The sequence below is a fragment of the Pedobacter namyangjuensis genome (assembly GCF_003313325.1).
Classification (GTDB): Bacteria; Bacteroidota; Bacteroidia; order Sphingobacteriales; family Sphingobacteriaceae; genus Pedobacter; species Pedobacter namyangjuensis.
Genome location: NZ_QMHQ01000002.1, coordinates 34,866 through 52,632 on the forward strand (window position 1 = coordinate 34,866; position 17,767 = coordinate 52,632).

A 17,767-nucleotide genomic window follows, 5' to 3' on the forward strand; every position below is an offset into this window, starting at 1 on the left:
TTTAAAGCTTATTTCAAGCTTATTTTGTTGGCTATCTGTCTGATTTCGTTTAACGCATCTGCAAGTTCACTACCGCCCATTACTAAATTCGACTACCTTAGTCTAGGTAAAAAAGTTACTTATTTAGAAGATAAAACTGCAAACCTTACGTTAGCCAACGTTAGGCAGGCCGATAGTGCTGGCAAATTTATCATTGGAACGCAAGACATTCTTAACTTCGGAAATTCTAAATCTGCATTTTGGATAAAGATTAAATACATACCCTCTAAGTACGTACAGAACTATTTCACGGTTGATGTTCCAAACATAGAAAACATAGATCTTTATTGGTTTAATAGCCTGGGTGATAAAAAGACATTTTATACAGGTTGCTTTTTAAAAGGAACCGACGGTGTTCAAATTACTAACAACTTTGTTTTTAACTTGCCTATACAAGATGTAAGTCAAGAAAATACAATTTATTTAAGAGTTAAAACTGCCAATATTTTAATGGTTCCGCTTAAGCTGTCTGCAGTAGATAAGACTATGCAGGGGCGTATTTATAAAGATAGTATAGAGTTCATTTACATCGGTATACTTATAGCGCTATTACTGTTTAACCTGTTTTTGTTTTTTAGTGTAAGAGATATAACTTATTTGTACTACACACTTTATGTATTTACACTTTCTGCTTATATGCTCCTTTATATAAGGGGTTATTCTTATTTGTTTGGCGAAGACTTTAGGATTTTAGTAAACCATTATCCACACGTATTTTTAAGCTTGTCTGTATTTTCTTCTTTAGGTTTTTGTATGAAGTTTTTAACCTTAAGAAAACTTTTGCCCAATTTTGTGACACTTTATTATATTGTAGGTTCGGCAGGTCTAATATTGTTAATCGTTAGCTTATCAGGATTTAAATCTACTGGTTCTCAAATAGCCCAGTATCTTACCATTACAGTTGCGCTATTAGTTTGGATTTCTGGAATTGTTGCTTATAAACGCGGACATAAACCTGCAAAATATTACATATTGGCTTGGTCGTTTATTTGGGTTACGGTTGCAATAGTAACTTTAACTTTAGCCAATGTATTAGATAGCACCGAGTTTACCATGCAACTGGTTCCAATAGGATCTACATTAGAATTGCTTTTGCTGTCTTTTGCACTGGGCGACCGTTATAAAACAATAATACAAAAAGAGCAAAGTGTTAGAGACGAGAATCTGATGTTGGTGCGTACTCAAAATCAACGTTTAGAAGAAAATGTAATGGTTAGAACCCTGCAATTGAGCAAAACCATTAAGGAACTTGAATCCTCTAACGCAATAAAAAATAAACTTTTTTCTATCATTGCCCACGATTTAAGGAGTCCTCTTAATAGCTTAATAAGCATTCTTTCTTTAAACGATATGGAAGCGCTTACTATAGACGAGCTACGGTTGATGTTAAAGGAAAACAAGCAAAACATCGAAACGATTTATAATACATTGAACAACCTGCTTTATTGGGCAAAAGACCAAATGACAGAGGTTAGAACAGAACCAAAAACTATCGACCTTAATAAGCTTTTAGCAGAGCTGATGTTAATTTATCAACCTTTACTGGAGAAGAAAGAAATTGAATGTAAGGTTACACAAATAACAAATTGTTTTGCCTATGCAGATATAAACCAAATAAGGTTGGTATTGCGAAATATGATTGACAATGCAATTAAATTTACCCCTAGGGGAAGTAAAATCACCATTAATCTACAATATTTGGCAGATAAGGCGCTATTAGAAATTGCCAATCCAGTGGCCGATGCCTCGAAAATAAACGCGGCCGAACTATTGGGGCTCAATGTTACAGAAGGAACTTATGGCACCGAAAACGAGAAAGGTGTTGGCTTAGGCTTACAATTATGTAAAGAATACATCGAGACTAATAAAGGTACCTTCGAAATTAATCTGCAAAACGATCTTGTTATCGTATCTTTCAAAATTCCCAAAGGCTAATTAGTTTCCTTCATTTCTCAAAATCTTTAGCGGTGGCTGGTTTAAAATACTTCTGGTACTTAAAATGCCAGTAACTACAACCATTAAAATTACACCAAGAAGCAATATGAGCGTTGCGCCAAGTGGCGGAACAAAGTTAGCTTCGAAACTAAACCTTGCCAAAGCCCAACTTCCGCTAAGTGCCAAAATTAATCCGGCTGTTGCCGCAAGTGCACCTAAAAAGAAATATTCTATTGCGTTAATGCTTAAAATCTGCTTTCTGCTAGCGCCCATAGTTCTTAGTAAAATACTTTCTTTAATACGCTGATTTTTACTTGTTAGCACAGCTGATATTAACACTACCCAGCCCGTAACCATACTAAAGCCAGCCATAAAGCGAATTACAAAACCAATTTTATCTAAAATTTCGTCTAATAGCTTCAAAACTAAATCTAAATCTATTACCGAAATATTTGGGAATGATTTTACAACAGCGCCTTGGTATTTTGCAGAAACTTCGCTCGATGGAACGCGAGTCATCAATACATGGAATTGTGGCGCATCCTCTAAAACACCAGAAGGAAAAACAACGCGGAAATTGGTTTGCAATCTGCCCCAATTAACTTCCCTTAAACTCCCAACAACTGTAGGGATGAGCATTCCCTGTACGTTAAAAACAATTTTGTCGTTAACTTTTACATTAATTCTACGAGCATAGAGTTGGTCTAATGAAATTCGTACCTCACCGTTTTCGCCAACTTTTCCAAGCCATTTTCCATCAACAATTTTTTCTGCCGCAGTTAAAGTGTCCTGGTATGTAGCTCTAATTTCTCCCCTAAAAGCGCCACGATCTGTACTATCTCCACTGGCTTTTTTGCCGTTTATCTCTTCAATCCTCATTGTAATAATAGGAACTTGGTTCATTAACGGTAATTTGTAATCTTTAGTTAATTTGGCTAAGGATTCTTTTTGTGTATTCTGTATATCAAATAAAACCATGTTAGGCTGGTTGCTTCCGGCAGATAAGGTAACGCGATTGATCAAAATACCTTGCACAAAAAACAACGTAGCTATAAATGCAGTAGCTAAACCAATAGAAACCGTTAGCATTAAAGTTTGGTTATTTGGACGGTACAAATTTGCAAAACCTTGTCGCCACACATAGCTTAGGCTTTGCGGTAACAGTTTCCTAACTAAGAACATTAAAAGTTTAGAGAATGCAATTAATAACCCAAATGCTATGGCTATGCCTACAGTAAATACTACGGTTTGTATCCAACCACGCATTTGTAAATAAGTAAAGCCTAGTATAAATAAAAACATTAAACCGTAAACTATACCTTGTAGCGGATCGAACTTTCGTTTACCGTGTTCTACAGATGCACGAATTGCATTTAATGGCGATATCTTTCTAACCGAAAGAAGCGAAGGCAAGGCAAATAATACGGAGATAACTAAGCCTAGTAAAATACCTTGTGCAACAGCGCTCCAAGAAACTTGCATGGTAATGGTTACTGGCAAGAAATCCTTCAATACAATTGGCAATAAAAACTGAATGAGCGTGCCTAAAACACAACCAATAACGGCAGCAATTAATCCAATAAAAAAAATCTGGATTAAATAAATGAGAAATGCTTGCCAAGCTTTAAGCCCTAAACATCTTAATGTAGCAATGGCGCTTAGTTTTTCCTGAATATAAACATGTATAGCGCTACCAACACCAACGCACCCTAAAAGCAAAGCTATAAATCCCGACAGGGCTAAAAACCTGCTTACGTCTTTGAATGATCTGCCAGTTTCTTCTTTTTTTGAAGCTACAGTATCTGCACTTAATCCTTCAATTTCAAAAGCATTTTCGTTCTTTTTTACAAATTCATCAACAGTATTTGGATTTTTAAAACGGTAGAAGAATTTGTAATTAACTCTACTGCCAACTTTTAAAAGCGCTGTTTCGTCTAAATATTTAAGTGGAATGTAAACAATAGGAGCTACAGTTGTGCTAATTCCGGTTTGTCCTGGCGCTTTAATTAGACTACCTGCAATTTTAAAAGTTACTTCTCCAATTTTAACAGAATCGCCAACTTTAGCATCATATTGCAGTAGTAAAGTTTGGTCTACTAGAGCATCTTTTCCTTGCTGAAAACTTTTAGCTGCGATTGCTGGTTGGGTTTCTATGTTGCCGTAATACGGATAATTACCTTCTAAAGCCTTAATTTGTATCAGTCTATTGCCACCGTTTTTAACAAAATAAACCATCGAAGCAAAAGACTTCTCCTTAGATCTTTCTTCGCCAAGCGAATCTAAAATCAATTGTCTTTTGGGTGTAATTGCTTTTCGGCTTTCTATAATTAAATCTGCACCGGTTAATTCTTTAGCTTGATTATCGATATCGCGTTGCAGGTTATCCTTAAAAGAATAAACAGCTACTAATGCGGCTATACCTAAAACAATGGAAGAAATAAATAGCAATAATCTCGAACGGTTTTTTCTACTATCTCGCCACGCCATTTTAAAAAGCCAAGCAGTACTTAGTTTTGTGTTTTCGCTTTGCATATTAAATAACGTTGTTGCTTTGATCTGCTATAATTACACCGCCTTTAATTTTAATAGTTCGCGATGTTTTTGCTGCAAGCTCCAAATCGTGAGTTACGATAACCAAGGTTGTTGATGCATCTTTATTTAAGTCGAACAACAGTTTGGTTATTTTTTCGCTGGTTTCTGCGTCTAGGTTTCCGGTAGGTTCGTCGGCGAAAAGTATGGCCGGTTGATTGGAAAATGCTCTGGCTAATGAAACTCGCTGTTGCTCTCCGCCAGAAAGCTGTATAGGATAATGATGCGATCGATCTGATAAACCAACTTTATCAAGCAATTCTAAAGCATGTTTTTTAATGTTTTTGGCACCTCTTAATTCCATTGGTACCATCACATTTTCTAATGCCGTTAAGGTGGGTAACAACTGAAAATTTTGGAAAATGAAGCCGATATTTTGATTTCGAACATTGGCTCGCTGGTCTTCGTTTAGGTTTTCCAGTGCAATTCCGTTCAGTTCTACGGTACCATTTGTAGCACTGTCTAATCCAGCGCACAAGCCTAATAAAGTTGTTTTTCCGCTACCAGATGGGCCGGTTATGGCAACTGTGGCGCCTTTTGTTATAGAAAAGTTAATTTGGTTGAGAACCGTTAAGGCGCTACCGGCACTTTGGTAAATTTTACTTACATTTCGGATGTTTAATATATTTTCCAATTATGATGGGTTTTATATTTAAGGTTATTGCCTTTAGCAACAAACTAAAGCGCTTTTGGCCTGTTAAGTTAACAATTAATAATTAGAGCAACAGTTATCGATTATGTTACGAAAACGTTTAATAGGAATGTTTGTTTTTACTGCCTTTGTTTTAGGTTGCGGTAATGCAGAAAATGACAAAAATACGGCACAAAGTGATACTACAGCCACAACGCAAAAGAAAGAATTGAAAAATATATTGTTTTTTGGCACTAGTTTAACCGCTGGTTATGGCTTGGATCCGGCAGAGGCTTATCCTGCACTTATCCAAAATAAAATCGACTCTTTAAAACTTCCATATAAAGTAATTAATGGTGGTTTAAGTGGCGAAACTTCTGCAGCGGGTAAAAGCAGAATAGACTGGTTGTTAAAACAGCCAATTGATGTTTTTGTACTGGAACTTGGCGCTAATGACGGTTTAAGAGGTTTGCCTGTTGATGAAACGACTAAAAATCTGCAGTTTATTATCGATGCCGTTAAAGCTAAACATCCAAATGCAAAAATGGTATTGGCAGGCATGCAGGTGCCACCAAATATGGGCGCAACTTATGCCAACAATTTCAAAGATATGTTTCCGGCGTTAGCCGAAAAAAATAAAATGGTTCTGATACCTTTTTTATTGGATGGAGTAGGAGGTGTGCCTAAGTTAAATCAACCTGACGGTATTCACCCAACAGCAGAGGGTGATAAGATTTTAGCAACTACAGTTTGGAAGTATTTAGCAGATTTATTGTAAATGAAAAAGTTAAACTGTCTTTTTTTATTAGTTGCAACTATTTTGGTAAGTAGTTGCGGTTACTTTAAGAAACAAGAAGAACCATTAGATGAAAGTAAATTAGTTTGCTTTATGGCTATAGATGAAAAGGATACAGCCTGGCTGAGTATAGATACCTCGCACAAGCTAATTAATGGCTATTTTAAAATGAGCTATGGCGGCGAAAAAGTTATGGATGGCCAAGTAAAAGGAGAAATTAAAGGTGATACACTTAAAGCACATTACGATTTTAAAGTTAACAAAGTTGATAAATGGTACCGTAATCCTGTAGCTTTTTTACAACGAGAGGGTAAATTGCTAATGGGTGTTGGCGAAATAAATATGATTTGGGGATCTCCATTTTTTAATGATAAAGTTCCGATTGATTACGATAAAGGCCGTTTCATTTTTGATAGAATAACCTGCCCATAAATGGAAAAAACTTGTCCTTGCGGAAGCAATTTTAGTTACATTGATTGTTGCCAGCCTTACCACCAAATTAAAATGCTTCCGCCTACACCAGAAGCTTTAATGCGCTCTCGTTATACGGCTTATGCTATGCATTTGGTAGATTATTTAATGGAAACTACACATCCCGCAAAGCGGATACTTTATAACAAAGTTGATATTGAAAATTGGGCGAAAAAAAATAAATGGTTGAGATTGGAAATCTGCCAAACAAATAATGATGTTGTAACGTTTAAAGCTTACTACGAGCATCAGTTGCAACTCGAAATCCATCATGAACGTTCTATATTTAAAAAAGACGGAAACAGGTGGTTTTATTTTTCGGGAAGCTACTTTAGCTAATGGTAACTGAAAGAATGTTTTAACATATATTTAATTTTTTTCTTTTGAAGAAATTATGAATGTAGCTAATCATGCTTTATATTTACGCTAATCATCAAACAAACTAAAGTGAAATTTACGTTCAAAAAGCCAGAGGAAGAAAGAAAGAGCATATTGATTGTGGAAGATGAACCAATGAGTGTTATGGTTCTGGAGAAAATATTAAAACCCTACGACTTTCAATTACATATAGCTGTTGATGGCTTAGATGCAGTAGAGAAATTCAGAAAACTAAAAACAGATTTAGTAATTATGGATCTTTACATGCCTAAAATGGATGGTTTCGAAGCTTCTAAAAAAATCAGAAAAATTTCTAGTACCACGCCAATAATCGTTATCTCTACAACAGATGTTACAGAAGAGCAACTTAAGGAAGAGATTGGTATAGATTATCTTTTAAAGAAGCCGCTAAATATCAAAAAGTTTCAAGACTTTATACACATGCTTTTATTAGCTTAAAATACAAGCCCCGAGCATCAAGTTCGGGGTTTTTGTTTGTATAGCTATATTTCAATCGTTTTTTAACTTTGATGTATATCAATTAAATACACAATGTTTTTTAAATCAATTAAATTGGTCAAAAAATCTGGCTATCCTGTACTAATTAAAATATGGGAAGAGTCGGTAAGAGCCACGCATCATTTTTTAACCGAAGATGATATTGTTCATTACAAACACAAAATTTTAACCGAATACTTTGACATGGTAAAGCTTTTTGGCTACTTTAAAAACAACAAAATTGTTGGCTTTATTGGTATTAACGGAGATATGCTTCAAATGCTTTTTGTACATCCAGAAGCCATGGTAAAAGGAGTAGGTAAGTCATTGGTGAATTTCGCTATTAAGAAAAAAGGAATTAACAATGTTGATGTAAATGAGCAGAACGAACAAGCGGTGGGCTTTTATAAATATTTAGGTTTTGAGGTCGAAAATCGATTCGAGGTTGACGATGCAGGTAAGCCGTACCCAATTTTATCAATGCGCCTAAATAAAACATTAATTTGACTTTTTGTACTTGCAAGGCACAATTATTTGGTTACATTTGCTAAAAATAATAGTATTTTATATGATAGTTACCGTCCTTGCCATATTTGATGAGTTCGACAATAAAGCGCCATTAGCCAAAGTATTAAGAGAGAGATTGTTGCGCATGGCTACCGAATTACAAGAAATACATCTTAAGCCTATTATGCAAATGCCACCTATGGATGGCGATGTGGTAATTTATATCAGCTATAATTTAAAATATGCCGTAAGGTGGAGTATTGTTAACGATGTGCCTGACTTTATTGAAAAGGAAATAGCACAAATCTGTGCGCTAAAAGGATACATTCCGTGGAAAAATGCCTCTTTAAATATTTTTAAGCAAATTAATAAGTAGACTTTGTCTAAGTATGCCTTATTTAAAGAATTGTCAAAATAGCTTCCAAATATTAAAATTGATACCTTTAGGAAAGCTAAAGTTATATTTCAACTAATTCTACGACTACAAAAAAGCCATTAGCTTTTAACCTCCAATTAAAAACTAATGGCATATAAGAAAAATCTACTAATATGTAATTACCTGTTCTTCTAAATGTGCAGGCAATTCTCTATAGTTGTATTGCTGTCCACGTAGTTGTGGTTCAAAACCAGCTTCTGCAATTGCCGTCTGAATTCCGTTTGCTGTAAAGCGGTGTGGTGCACCAGCAGCAGAGACAACATTTTCTTCAATCATTATCGAGCCAAAATCGTTAGCGCCAGCATGTAGGCACATTTGTGCAACAGATTTACCTACAGTTAACCAGCTTGCTTGTATATTTTTAACGTTTGGCAACATAATTCTGCTCAAAGCAAGCATTCTTACATATTCATCGCCACTTACGTTGTTACTAATGCCTCTTAAGCGTTTTAACAAAGTTCCATCATCCTGAAAAGGCCAAGGAATAAAGGCTAAAAATCCTTTTGCATGTTCAGGTTTTTCGCTTTGCACTTCTCTTATCCAAACCAAATGCTCAAAACGTTCTTCAATAGTTTCTACGTGTCCGAACATCATTGTGGCAGAAGTAGTAATATCAAGTTGATGTGCTGCTCTCATTACATCTAACCACTCTTTACCGCCACATTTTCCTTTAGAAATTAAACGCCTAACTCTGTCGTTTAAAATTTCTGCACCAGCACCAGGCAAAGAATCCATACCGTGGGCTTTAAGCTCTCTTAAAACTTCAGTATGGGAAATGCCTTCCAATTTAGCAACGTGAGCAATTTCTGGTGGACCTAATGCATGTAGCTTTAAATCTGGGTATAAATCTTTTAACTGCTTAAATAAATCAGCATAAAAACGCAAGCCTAAATCTGGATGGTGCCCACCTTGAAGTAAAAGTTGATCGCCACCTAAACGAAAAGTTTCTTCGATTTTTACTTTGTAGGTTTCAATATCGGTAATATAGCTCTCGTCGTGCCCTGGTCTGCGGAAAAAATTACAAAATTTACAGTTGGCAATACAAACATTTGTAGTGTTTACATTTCTATCAATTTGCCAGGTAACCTTACCACTCGGAACTTGAATTTTTCGTAGTTCGTTAGCAACGTAAGCCAGCTCGGCAGTATCTGCATTATGATATAAAAAAACGCCTTCTTCTTGTGTTAAAAACTCAAAATTTAACGCTCTCTGTAGTAAATCTGCGGTATTCATTCACAAAGATAAATAAAAAAGGGATGAAGGTTGCGGGTTGATGGTTTAAGGTTTGTAAAAAAGTTCAGATTCTAAATAATCCTTTTAGTCTGTGTAATCATTTATCCTATATTTACGGCTCTAAAAAATACTATGGTAAATTTCAATCGTTTTACACTTGCTAATGGCTTAAAAGTTTTGGTTCATGAAGATCCGACAACGCCAATGGCTGTTTTAAATATATTATATGACGTGGGCGCAAGAGATGAAGAAGCTGGAAAAACTGGTTTCGCACATCTTTTTGAGCATTTAATGTTCGGCGGATCTGTAAATATTCCAAGTTACGATGAACCATTGCAACGAGTGGGAGGAGAAAACAATGCTTTTACCAGCAACGACATTACTAATTATTACATTACTTTACCTGCAACCAATATAGAAACTGCTTTTTGGTTAGAAAGTGATAGAATGTTGAGCTTAGCTTTTTCTGAAAAAAGTTTAGACACCCAGCGTAATGTGGTAATGGAAGAATTTAAACAACGCTATCTGAATCAGCCTTATGGCGACGTTTGGTTAAAGTTGCGTCCGTTGGCTTATCAAACGCATCCCTATCAATGGGCAACAATAGGACAGGATTTAGCTCAAATAGAACATGCGAAAATGGAAGATGTAAAAGCATTTTTCAAAAAGCATTATAATCCTCAAAATGCGATTTTAGTAGTTGGAGGAAATGTAAATACAGAAGATGTTAAAGCGTTGGCCGAAAAATGGTTTGAACCTATTCCGGCCGGAGAAAAGTATGTTAGAAATTTACCTAAGGAATTGCCACAAACGGAAGCGAGAACTTTAACGGTAAATGCAAATGTACCCTTAAATGCAATATACATTGCTTTTAAAATGCCAGCAAGAAAAGACGCTAATTATCAAGTTTTTGATTTAATGTCTGATATACTTTCGCAAGGGCAGTCTTCTCGTTTGTACAATAGTTTACTTAAAGAACAACAGTTGTTTAGCGATATTAATGCTTACATAACCAGTAGTTTAGATGAAGGTTTGTTTATTGTTGAAGGTAAGTTGGTGGCGGGTGTTAGCACCGAAACTGCAGAAAAGGCAATTTGGTTGGAATTGCAAAAAATGGTAGATAACCAGGTTACTGAGGATGAATTAACCAAGGTTAAGAATAAATCAGAATCTATCATGCTTTTTGGCGAGATGAGTTTGCTAGACAAAGCTATGAATTTAGCATACTACGAACTTTTAGGCGATGCTGCAGATCTAAATATTGAAATTGATAAATATTTAGCTATTACTGCCGAGCAATTACAAACTGTGGCAAAAGACACTTTCAAAAAAGAAAAATCATCTACTTTATATTATTTAGCTAATGCTTAATAGAACAACAGCACCTGATTTTAAACAGGTTAACGATATCAATTTTATTGAACCTACAAAACAAGAGCTAGATAATGGCATTAAGGTTTTTACGGTAAATGCCGGCGAGCAAGAGCTGGTACGAATTGAGTTTATTTTCGAAAACGTAAACTGGGATGAGAAAAAGCCCTTACAAGCTGTTAGTGTAAATAGCTTAATTAATAATGGTACAAAAACATTAACTGCTAAGGAAATTGCCGAAAAGGTAGATTACTATGGTGCATTTTTGCAAACAGAATATGGGGCCGACCATACAGTTATTACACTTTATAGCCTTAATAAACATCTTGAAGCCGTATTGCCGATTATTTGGTCTATACTAAACGAAAGTGTTTTCCCGGCGCAGGAGTTAGCAATTTTTGTGCAAAATCAAAAGCAGAAGTTACAGGTAAACCTCAAAAAAAACGATTTCTTAGCACGAAAAGCATTTGCTAATGCGATTTTTGGGCAAACTCCCTACGGTGTAGATATTAAGATAGAAGATTACGATGCTTTAATGCAAACCGATCTTTTAGCCTACTATAGCGCAGCTTTTAAACCGAGCAACTGTATAATTGTTGCAGCAGGTAAGTTTGAAAGACAAGAATTTGATTTGTTGAATAAATTCTTCGGAACAAACTGGGAGAATGATAAGCTATCTACTTCAAATCAGTTCGCTTTCTCGCCAATTGGCGGAAATGAAATCTATGTAGAGAAAGAAGATGCTGTTCAATCTGCCATTAGAATGGGTAATTTAAGCATTACCAGAACGCACAAAGATTTTCCTTCATTGCAAATTCTTAATACGGTTTTAGGCGGCTATTTCGGTTCGCGTTTAATGACAAACATTCGTGAAGATAAAGGCTACACTTACGGCATTGGCTCTGGCATTGCATCCTTAAAAGATGCCGGCTATTTCTTTATCGCAACAGAAGTTGGCACAGATGTTTGTGCCAGTGCTTTGCAAGAAATTGAGAAAGAAATAGAATTGCTGAAGACGGATTTGGTAGCAGACGAAGAATTAAATTTAGTTAGAAACTTTATGCTAGGGTCGTTGTTAGGTAGTTTGGAAAATGCTTTTTCTCACGCAGATAAGTTTAAAAATATCTACTTCTCTGGTTTGGGTTACGATTATTACACCAATTACATTGCAACCGTTAAAAGCATTACCGCAACAGAAATTAAAAGTATTGCAAATACCTATTTAAATTGGGATGCAATGACAAAAGTTGTAGTCGGTAAAAAATAGTTGTAAAGTTTTATGAATAACATCCTAGCGGAAAAAGAGGCTTATCAGTACGTGCTAAACCCAGATTTATCAACTATTGATTGGGATAATGTACTGCATCTGTTTCAAGAAGTTAATTGGAAACATCGCATTGCGGAAGAAATAGCTAAAGCATTTAAGCTTAGTACCACTACGCTTTTTGTTTATCACGAAGAAAAGATAATTGCTTTCGGTAGGGTAATAGGAGATGGGAGATATTATGCCATGCTTGCCGATATAGTGGTAGATCCAGCTTATCAGGGTAAAGGCTTAGGAAAATATTTGGTAACCAGGTTGAATAATCAGCTTGAAAATTACCATTTCGTAAATTTAAGTGCGGCACCTGGAGCTGATGATTTTTATAAAAGCATGGGCTGGAAAAAACAAACCACAGCTTTTATTTGGCCACAGGGTCCAAAACAGTTACGGCAACATTGCGAGCCTGAGAAATAAAAATAAACGCCCCTGATTTGGGGCGTTTGTTTTTATTCTGCTTTTGTAAGTACTGCTTTTAACTTGTCGGCCGCAACAATTTTCTTGTTGAATTCTACATATTCATTATACTTTTCTGGCGGAAAGCTCTTAGCTGTCATGTTTTGCACACGTGTATAAACAATTTGGTTTTCTTTACTAGAAAATTTAGCGCTGTAAGATCCAAATTCAGAGGCAATGTTTACGTCTTTTGGTAAGAATTCTATACTATAGCCTTTTGGTAGGGAATAAATGATTTCATCTTCATCTTCATAACTAAAAGACACTGCAAAATGTGTTTTTCTATTATCAATTTTAGCAGGTACGCTTTCTCTTCTGTTAGTTAAATTTACGGTTAAAAAAGCCTTGTCGCCTCCTTTGGTTAATAATTGGTTCGTCTTAAATTTCAATTCTTCATTCATTATTGGCAAAGCTTTGTCAGGTTGCTCAAACTTAAACGAGGTAAGCTCACTTGCCGGAATGTTATTCCCTTCATTAATTCGCTTCCTTTGTTCTGTAGGTTCAATTAATAGCATTTGCATGTTATCTTCAAATTGTGCATTTGCATAGATTGATTTTATAGCTATAGTAGCGTTTCCATCTTCGCTAAACAATACATTTGTTTTTCTACGCTGGTAATTGTCTTTTGCATTATAAATTGGAGTTCTCACAATCCTTCCACCATCTTCTGTAATCATTAAGACGTTTCTATCCGCATTATCATGCCCAATAAATCCCATCGGGTTATATTGACTTGTACATTCTAAAAATGTAGTATCATTTGCCAACGGCACTGCAAGTATCATATGGTTTGCCTGGCCCATACTGGCGTAGTTAGGATTTAAGCCGGGCATTCCATTTCCAATAACGATTAAATTCGATTTAATTCCAGCTTCATTTAATAAAGCTTTCATGTAATTTGATAAGGCTTTACAATCTCCGTAATTTACTTGTGCAACTTTCTCCGCTAATATTGGCTTAAAGCCTCCAATACCTAGTTGGACACTTACGTAACGTGTGTTTTGTTGCAAATAATTATAAAGTTTGCTAATTTTTTCTTTCGGATTTTTAGCGTCTTTAATCAGATGCTGAACTTGTAACTTTGTAGCTGGCGGAAGCGTATTTGCATTTTCGTTTAATTTGTGCATCCAAGCACCAAAGTTTTTCCAATTATCAAAGTTGCCCGTAGTATTATCGTACTCAAATTGATTTGGAGAAACCTTAACCCAATCGATAATATTTTCTATTCCTACACTTAAAGGTTCTTTTACAATTGCCGGCGCATTAGTGCTCGACCATTTATACAGTGTCTTATCGCCGACTTTTGCAGAATCTGTGACAAGACCTTTGCTCGTTAAAAATTTAATATTTATACCAGCATTTTTCGAAAGATTATAGGCAGATTTTTCTGTAGAAATACCGTAGCCTTTTACAGCTCTCCACGACGGTATAGAGAGTATGCCTCTAAAATCCTGAGTATAACTATACTCGATAGTGTAAGGATAGAATGTGCTGTAGAATTTTAAATGCTTTAACCTGTTGTCTTCAAAAATTGAGTAATCAGAAATTAAGCTCTGATCTCTGATATCCGCAGTTTTGTATTCTTTAACTTTTTTGCCAGAAGCATCATAAAGAGTTGCTTTAATATTGTAAATATTTGAGAATTTATCATAAACCTCAGCCATTTCCGCAAAGTCGTCGCCGGCTTTGTTTAGTATAGTTATCGCAATTTTATAATCAACTTTTCCTGCACCTATACTTTTAAGTTCGAAACTTTGTTCTTCATTTCTAACCACTGCAACCGCATCTTTTAATAAGCTCTCCGGAATTTTAGTTGCATCGTAATTGGATTGAGCTTTAACGCTTAAAAAAACTCCAGAAAATAATAATGCTATAAATAGTGTTCTCATTAGGCTTTCTTTTTAAATACAATTTGTTCTGCTTGTTTTTGTACAATTGCTTTAAACAATTCTTTTAAGTGAAAATATTCCTCCGGCGTATAAAATGATTTGTTTATTTCTATTACGCTTTTTACAAGAAGCGATTTTCCTTCAGAAACGTAACTTATAATAAAACTTCCTCTGTTATCCGGAATTTTAAAAGCTCCACCTTTTGGCAGTTTATCAATTTCATATTCTTCCGGAAAATTTACAGTAATTCGAAAACTTTCTTTTAAGGGGTAAGCAAAATCGACAGGAAACAAGCGCTCTTCATGCTTAAACATGTTCTCTTTGGTTCTTTCGAAAAGCAAAGGAGTAAAGTAAACTAGGTTACCGGCTTCCTCTACGTTATCTTCAATTGCAATATTAAAAGACTCTGTTAAAAGCGCATCTAGACTATCTAAATTAACAACTTTGTAGTTTTTTATTTCTAATCCAGTTTTATCCTTTTTATAATTTTTTAAAAATTCAGCCTCGTTGTTTGTTGTTCTGTACCTATTACGAAGATTAAGAGCAGAATATCCTTTTGAATATAAACTCAGATTACCATTAAGCTTATTTTCTTTATCCAATGTTAAAAAATAATTATAAATTTTTTCAGTCGCCACGCTCGGCTCTGTGGTAATCCAGTTTCCGGTTTTTGTGGTTAAATTGGTAACAAAACCTTGGTGACTCAAATTATCATAATGTATCATGCCCATCGGAAGATCTTTATCAGTAGCATCTAGCAAAACTTGTTTGTTATTCATGTTTACCAGTGCAATCACATTGTTGAACTTTGATATAATTGGATTTCCTGGGTGTACTCCGTTTTCTCGAGTGCTTATTAAAACAGGATATGCCGTTACTTTGGCTTCTTTTAATAGATTTAACAAACATAAATTTATATCGCCAGAGCTACCGGATTTCTTTTCAAATATGGTTTTTGGATTTGTACTCGTAGCATAAAAGCTGTACTCATCGTTCCATTTTATGTTGTTTTTCACATAATCAAAAATCAGTTTTGTGACTATGGCAGTGTCTTTTTCGCCTTTTAAAATTGTAGGTAGAAGCGTTTTTGCAGTTGAATTTTTAGTGATGTACGCACCGAAATTTTCATCAGTAGATAGGCCGTCGATAAGTTTTGGCCAAGTTCCATTAAAATCTTTAAATGCTTCGCCAGGAAAACGAGTGCCTTGCAGTTCGAAATCAATTGTTGGCCTATAATCGTCTAAAGTCGTAATGTAAGCTTCATCTTTAAGCGCCGGAACATTTTCTAGCACAAATTGATCAAGCGTAGCAGCAGACGTTAATCCAGCAAGGTAATGGGCATTAACTTGCTCGTGCTTAGTGCGCTTTACATCTAAGTATCCAGTGAAATTACTTTTGTAAACAAAATACTCTGGAATGCTTACGTTGTATTCGGTATATAATGTTGGTATATCACTTTGAAAACTAAAACCTCTTAGATTAAAAATGAAGTCGGACTTGATTTTATATTTATATTCTAGAATCGAACCTTCCTTAACGTTTGGCAGGGTAAATTTCTTAATGGTGAACTTTTTGTTAAACTCTTCAGAGAATTTAGCGTCCTTTCCAATTTTGCTGGTAATCATTTTGCCATCAACCATGTTATAGGTTGCAGCTTCCATATTGTTCAAGTCTTCTTTGGCACTATTGCTACTTCTGTATAAATTAATTTTATAGTTGGCTAAATCGTAGCCACTTTTATTTAATACTTTATAACGAATATGTCTTTCATAAACATAAACCCAGCCACTACCAATGGTATATTCGAAATAACAATTTCCGATGTCGAAAATTTTAAGAGCTGCAGCAGCAGAGTCTTGACCAGATGCTTTTAGTTCAAATTCTTCTGGTGAAATTTTACCGAATTTAAATTCTTTTTTTTGTGCATAGACAAAACAGTAGGACAGAGATATCCCTAGAATAATCAAGAGAGCTTTAATTTTCATAATTGCGTAATTTATTATTCTAATATGCTAAAGTTTTAATAATATTTAAAGAGCTTACAAGAATCTTTTTTCACAACGTGATGAGAATCCTATTTTGTAACATCCGTGCTATTGCTAATAAAAGTCACTTTGACGTTTAATTTATTGTTGTAAATTTGGTAGGCCGGTATAACCAAATTATGAACAAAATCTTTTCAATTATTTTCTTGTCGCTTTGCGTTAAAATAGCTTTTGGACAAAAAGTAAAGCTTACTTCTGAAAAGGATATGAAAGGCTATTTGATGGTTTATTTTAAGGATGACAACCATGGAGTACATTTTGCGCTAAGTACTGATGGCTATAACTTTACAGCCTTAAATGGTAATAAACCTGTTATCACCGGAGACAGTATTGCTACACAAAAAGGAATTAGAGATCCATATATTACCCGAGGCAATGACGGCTATTTTTATATGGTAGCAACAGATTTGCATATTTTCGCTAAGGAAAACAAATTACGAAGCACGCAGTGGGAGCGACCTGAGAGAGATTTTGGCTGGGGGAACAATCAGAGCTTGGTTTTAATGCGTTCTAAAGACTTGATTAATTGGACACACCATTCTATAAGAATTGACAAAGCCTTTGCCGGGTTCGAAAACATTGGCTGTGCATGGGCGCCAGAGTTAATTTATGATGATGCAGTGGGTAAAATGATGATTTATTTTACGCTTCGTTTTGGCAATGGAGCTAATCAACTTTATTACGCTTACGTAAACGATGATTTTAAAACGCTTTACTCGGCTCCACAGCCACTTTTCCAATATCCTAAAAAAGATAAAAGCGCTATTGATGCGGACATTATTAAGTTTAAGGATCATTATAAAATGTTCTACGTAGCACATGATGGTACGCCCGGGATAAAAATGGCTTCATCTAAAAATATTAACTCAGATTACGTTTACAACGATAAATGGTACGATCCAGAGCCTAAAGCATGCGAAGCGCCAACAGTTTGGAAACGTATTAATGAAGATAAATGGGTTTTGATGTATGATATCTACGGAATTAATCCGCATAATTTCGGCTTTAGCGAAACTAGAGATTTTGTAAACTTTACTGATTTAGGCCATTTTAACGAGGGAGTAATGAAAACGACAAATTTTACTTCGCCAAAGCATGGCGCCGTTATACATCTAACCAAAAAAGAAATTAACAGCCTGCAAAAACATTGGAAGAAATAACACGATAATAAA

16 protein-coding genes are annotated in these 17,767 nt (G+C 35.2%); 11 read left to right on the forward strand and 5 right to left on the reverse strand.

Annotated elements, in window-relative coordinates:
- Window positions 1-27: 27 nt before the first annotated feature.
- Window positions 28-1,974 (forward strand): sensor histidine kinase, encoded by a 1,947-nt coding sequence (locus DUT69_RS07350; RefSeq protein WP_240186676.1) that lies wholly within the window; start codon window positions 28-30, stop codon window positions 1,972-1,974.
- On the opposite strand, the gene DUT69_RS07355 is transcribed toward DUT69_RS07350, so the two are convergent.
- Together DUT69_RS07355 and DUT69_RS07360 are read right to left on the reverse strand one after the other, a co-directional pair.
- On the reverse strand, window positions 1,975-4,506 hold the full coding sequence (locus tag DUT69_RS07355; RefSeq protein WP_205314234.1) for an ABC transporter permease: 2,532 nt from the start codon (window positions 4,504-4,506) through the stop codon (window positions 1,975-1,977).
- Window position 4,507: 1 nt separating this feature from the next.
- Complete coding sequence (locus DUT69_RS07360; protein ID WP_113652592.1) at window positions 4,508-5,197, reverse strand: ABC transporter ATP-binding protein; 690 nt, start codon at window positions 5,195-5,197, stop codon at window positions 4,508-4,510.
- A 103-nt stretch (window positions 5,198-5,300) separates the two neighbouring features.
- Between DUT69_RS07360 and DUT69_RS07365 the strand changes: the two genes are divergently transcribed.
- From DUT69_RS07365 to DUT69_RS07390, 6 genes are all read left to right on the forward strand, one after another.
- The gene (locus DUT69_RS07365; RefSeq protein WP_113652593.1) at window positions 5,301-5,972 is read left to right on the forward strand and encodes an arylesterase; all 672 of its coding nucleotides are present in this window, start codon (window positions 5,301-5,303) and stop codon (window positions 5,970-5,972) included.
- The gene (locus DUT69_RS07370; RefSeq protein ID WP_113652594.1) at window positions 5,973-6,422 is read left to right on the forward strand and encodes a hypothetical protein; all 450 of its coding nucleotides are present in this window, start codon (window positions 5,973-5,975) and stop codon (window positions 6,420-6,422) included. It begins immediately after the preceding gene.
- Complete coding sequence (locus tag DUT69_RS07375) at window positions 6,423-6,800, forward strand: YchJ family protein (protein WP_113652595.1); 378 nt, start codon at window positions 6,423-6,425, stop codon at window positions 6,798-6,800.
- A 108-nt stretch (window positions 6,801-6,908) separates the two neighbouring features.
- The gene (locus tag DUT69_RS07380; protein WP_113652596.1) at window positions 6,909-7,298 is read left to right on the forward strand and encodes a response regulator; all 390 of its coding nucleotides are present in this window, start codon (window positions 6,909-6,911) and stop codon (window positions 7,296-7,298) included.
- A gap of 93 nt (window positions 7,299-7,391) precedes the next feature.
- Window positions 7,392-7,844, forward strand: coding sequence for a GNAT family N-acetyltransferase (locus DUT69_RS07385; protein WP_113652597.1), 453 nt, complete (start codon window positions 7,392-7,394; stop codon window positions 7,842-7,844).
- A gap of 61 nt (window positions 7,845-7,905) precedes the next feature.
- A complete protein-coding gene (locus DUT69_RS07390; RefSeq protein WP_113652598.1) occupies window positions 7,906-8,220 on the forward strand; it encodes a hypothetical protein in 315 nt (104 codons plus the stop codon).
- A gap of 168 nt (window positions 8,221-8,388) precedes the next feature.
- On the opposite strand, the gene DUT69_RS07395 is transcribed toward DUT69_RS07390, so the two are convergent.
- Window positions 8,389-9,513 (reverse strand): CofH family radical SAM protein, encoded by a 1,125-nt coding sequence (locus DUT69_RS07395; protein ID WP_113652599.1) that lies wholly within the window; start codon window positions 9,511-9,513, stop codon window positions 8,389-8,391.
- A gap of 132 nt (window positions 9,514-9,645) precedes the next feature.
- Here DUT69_RS07395 and DUT69_RS07400 point away from each other — a divergent pair, with 132 nt between their 5' ends.
- Genes DUT69_RS07400 through DUT69_RS07410 form a run of 3 tightly spaced genes read left to right on the forward strand, consistent with a single transcriptional unit; the run spans window position 9,646 to window position 12,622 of the window.
- On the forward strand, window positions 9,646-10,884 hold the full coding sequence (locus DUT69_RS07400) for a M16 family metallopeptidase (RefSeq protein ID WP_113652600.1): 1,239 nt from the start codon (window positions 9,646-9,648) through the stop codon (window positions 10,882-10,884).
- A complete protein-coding gene (locus tag DUT69_RS07405) occupies window positions 10,877-12,151 on the forward strand; it encodes a M16 family metallopeptidase (protein ID WP_113652601.1) in 1,275 nt (424 codons plus the stop codon). The genes DUT69_RS07400 and DUT69_RS07405 overlap by 8 nt, the downstream gene beginning before the upstream one ends.
- A gap of 12 nt (window positions 12,152-12,163) precedes the next feature.
- Complete coding sequence (locus DUT69_RS07410; RefSeq protein ID WP_113652602.1) at window positions 12,164-12,622, forward strand: GNAT family N-acetyltransferase; 459 nt, start codon at window positions 12,164-12,166, stop codon at window positions 12,620-12,622.
- A 32-nt stretch (window positions 12,623-12,654) separates the two neighbouring features.
- Here the strand turns inward: DUT69_RS07410 and DUT69_RS07415 are convergent, their stop codons facing one another.
- Window positions 12,655-14,550 carry a DUF3857 domain-containing protein gene (locus DUT69_RS07415; protein WP_113652603.1) on the reverse strand — a complete coding sequence of 632 codons (1,896 nt, stop codon included), beginning with the start codon at window positions 14,548-14,550 and terminating at the stop codon, window positions 12,655-12,657.
- On the reverse strand, window positions 14,550-16,535 hold the full coding sequence (locus DUT69_RS07420) for a DUF3857 domain-containing protein (protein ID WP_113652604.1): 1,986 nt from the start codon (window positions 16,533-16,535) through the stop codon (window positions 14,550-14,552). Before DUT69_RS07420 ends, DUT69_RS07415 begins: the two co-directional genes overlap by 1 nt.
- Before the next feature lie 179 nt (window positions 16,536-16,714).
- Here DUT69_RS07420 and DUT69_RS07425 point away from each other — a divergent pair, with 179 nt between their 5' ends.
- Window positions 16,715-17,755, forward strand: a complete 1,041-nt coding sequence (locus tag DUT69_RS07425; RefSeq protein WP_113652605.1) for a glycoside hydrolase family 43 protein — start codon at window positions 16,715-16,717, stop codon at window positions 17,753-17,755.
- Window positions 17,756-17,767 lie beyond the last annotated feature (12 nt).